At 73.0% G+C, this 2,922-nt stretch carries 2 protein-coding genes and 1 pseudogene; 2 read left to right on the plus strand and 1 reads right to left on the minus strand.

Annotation, left to right across the window (positions count from 1 at the left end; genetic code table 11):
- A partial coding sequence (locus tag LOY02_RS17900) for a DEAD/DEAH box helicase (RefSeq protein WP_317183727.1) occupies positions 1-2,149 on the minus strand: 2,149 nt, incomplete at its 3' end.
- Between the two features lie 122 nt (positions 2,150-2,271).
- Here LOY02_RS17900 and LOY02_RS17905 point away from each other — a divergent pair.
- Both LOY02_RS17905 and LOY02_RS17910 read left to right on the plus strand, forming a co-directional pair.
- Positions 2,272-2,658 carry an STAS domain-containing protein gene (locus LOY02_RS17905; protein ID WP_317183728.1) on the plus strand — a complete coding sequence of 129 codons (387 nt, stop codon included), beginning with the start codon at positions 2,272-2,274 and terminating at the stop codon, positions 2,656-2,658.
- Between the two features lie 14 nt (positions 2,659-2,672).
- Positions 2,673-2,922 (plus strand): annotated as a pseudogene (locus tag LOY02_RS17910) (hypothetical protein); the annotation flags it as partial.

The following is a 2,922-nucleotide window of genomic DNA, read 5'->3' on the forward strand; positions in this document are numbered from 1 at the left end:
CGGTGGAGACGCCGCCGATGTCCCAGCGGTCCGCGGTGGCGAAGAGCGGCAGCATGCCGATGGCGGCGTGCTCGGCCGCATGGGCCGCGCCGGGGATGTCGGCCTCCCTGACGCCTACGCTCGCGAGCACCTCGACCGGGACCGTCCACCACATCGCCTTCGTCGCGAGGGACCGTGGCGGCAGGTCGAGGGGGTGCTCTCCGAGGACCTCGCCGCCCGGCAGCCGTCTCAGGAACGAGACGACCTGGTGCGTCACCGTGACGTGTCCGAAGGAGCACCGGAGCGGACCCCAGTCGACCCCCTCGAGCTCTCGGACGATGGCGAACTCGCTCACCGACCGGGCCTGCGTCGTCCAGCCGGGGTCGCCGCGGACGGCGAAGGCGGCGCCCTCGTCGAGGTCGAGCCCGGTGACGATCCAGGACTGTCCCTGGTGGAGGTGGACGGCGCCCGTGTGGACCTGGGCGTGGGCGGACGCCTCGTCGACGGTTCCGACGACCCGGCCGGTGCGCGCTTCGACGATGCGGACGGGCTCGCCGGCACCGCGCAGGGAGAGGTGGTCCGCGGGGCGGTCGTCACGCCCCCAGAACCACCCACGCGGCCGCTTCTTGAGGATGCCCCTGTCCACGAGTGCGTCGAGGAGCGGCCGGGTCTGGGGGCCGAAGACGGCGACGTCGTCCTCCGTGATGGGCAGCTCGGCGGCGGCCGCGGCGAGGTGCGGCCCGAGGATTTGGGGGTTGTCCGGGTCGACGACGGTCGCCTCGACGCCCCGGCCGAAGATGCTCTCGGGATGGTGCACGACGAACGTGTCGAGGGGGTCGTCCGCCGCGACGAGCACCGCGAGCGACCGATGTCCGGTGCGTCCCGCGCGCCCCGCCTGCTGCCACAGGGAGGCGAGGGTGCCCGGCCAGCCCGCCAGGAGGACCGCATCGAGGCCGGTGACGTCGACGCCGAGCTCGAGGGCGTTGGTCGCTGCGATGCCGACGAGGTTGCGGGATCGCAGCGCCCGCTCGAGCTCACGCCGCTCCTCAGGCAGGTAGCCGCCGCGGTATGCCGCTATGCCGGCTTCCCGGGTCACGCTCACCCGGTCTCGGGCGACGTTCGCCACGACCTCGACGCCTGCGCGCGAGCGCGCGAACGCCACCGTCTGCACGTCCGCCTCGACGCAGCCGGCGAGCAGGTCCCCCGTCTCGGTGAGGGTGCTGACGCGACGCGCCAACCCCCGGTCGTCGACGACGAGCGGAGGCTCCCAGAGGGCGAAGGTCATCGGCGCACGAGGCGAGCCGTCCTCGGTGACCGAGCTCAGCGGCATACCGAGGAGCCGTGAGGCGTGCACTCCGGGATCCGCCACCGTGGCGGAGGCGAAGACAAAGGTCGGTGCGGAGCGGTAGCGCCTCGTGACGCGGCGCAGGCGGCGCAGGACCGCGGCGAGGTGCGACCCGAAGACGCCGCGGTAGACGTGGCACTCGTCGACGACGACGTAACGCAGCGCGCGGAGAAAGGAGGCCCAGTGGTCGTGGCCGGGCAGGAGGGAGTGGTGGACGAGGTCCGGGTTCGTGAGCACGACGTTGGCATGGTCCCGGATCCAGCGGCGCTCGTCGGTCGGCGTGTCCCCGTCGTAGGTGGCCGCCCGCACGCCGGGAACGGCGAGCCTCGCGATCCGGTCGAGCTGGTCCGCGGCGAGCGCTTTCGTCGGGGCGAGGTAGAGCGCGGTGGCGCCCCGACCGTTCGGCGCGCGGGTCCCGGCGACGACGTCGGTGAGCAGCGGCATGAGGTAGCCGAGGCTCTTGCCGGAAGCGGTGCCCGTCGAGACGACGACGTGCTCACCCCGGTGCGCCAGGTCCGCGACCTCGCGCTGGTGCCGCCACGGCGAGCTGATCCCCGAGCCGGACAGCGCCGCGAGGAGGGTCGGGTCGAGCCAGTCCGGCCAGTCGGCGTGCCGGGCCGGGCGCGCCGGCAGCTCGTGCACGTGCAGGAGGCGTTCCGGGTTCTCCCCGACGAGCCGACTCAGCAGGGCGTTCGGGTCGAAGGGCGCGTCGTCGTGCGGGCGCCCGCCCCGGGATGTGCCCTGGGATGTGCCCTGGGATGCGTCCGGGCCCCCGGCATCGGGCGACGCCAGGGGCGGCGTCGATGGCGCGTCAGACCCGTTCATGTGGAGCAACCGTATGCCGCCGGGGTACCGTTACGGGCGACCCGGGCATGTTACTCAGAGGTCAGGGAGATACGGGTTCGTTGCGGACGCAACGTCAACGCACACAGTGGAAGGGGCCAGAGGTGGATCTGTCGATCACCCGGGCCGATCACGGTGACCACACGGTGGTTCACCTCGGCGGCGAGATCGATGTCTACACGGCACCGTTCGTCAGGGAGAAGCTGGACGAGCAGATCCACGCAGGACGCACGGATCTCGTCGTCGACCTGAGCGACGTCACGTTCCTCGACTCCACCGGGCTGGGGGTGCTCGTCGGTCGCCTCAAGTTCGCGCGCACGCGCGGCGGGTCACTCCGGCTCGTCGGCACCGCCGAGCGGGTCCTGCGCGTCTTCGCCATCACGGGACTCGACAAGGTCTTCGAGATCCACCCCGATCTCGAGTCGGCGCTCGCAGCCGCCGACGAGGGCGAGTCCTCGACGTCTCCCAGCTCCACCCCCCGCCACGGCTGATCGGGGTCCACCCGGTGGACGCGAAGGTCCCGCCCGGGCCGCCTCCCGCGCCGAACCCCACCCCCGTCGTCGAACCGGACCTCGTCGCCCGGCTGCGACACGACCTCGCGGCGGCCGGCTTCACGGTCGACGGGGTCGCAGAGCGGCTCGGCCCCGTCGCGTCGGCAGCGCTGCACCGCGAGCAACCGCTGCCCGCGATCCTCGTCACGGCCACCCCCGCTGGGTCGAGTGGCCCCGAAAGCTGGGGGCGTGGGCCGGCATTTG

The sequence above is a fragment of the Intrasporangium sp. genome, assembly GCF_032907665.1.
Taxonomy (GTDB): Bacteria; Actinomycetota; Actinomycetes; order Actinomycetales; family Dermatophilaceae; genus Intrasporangium.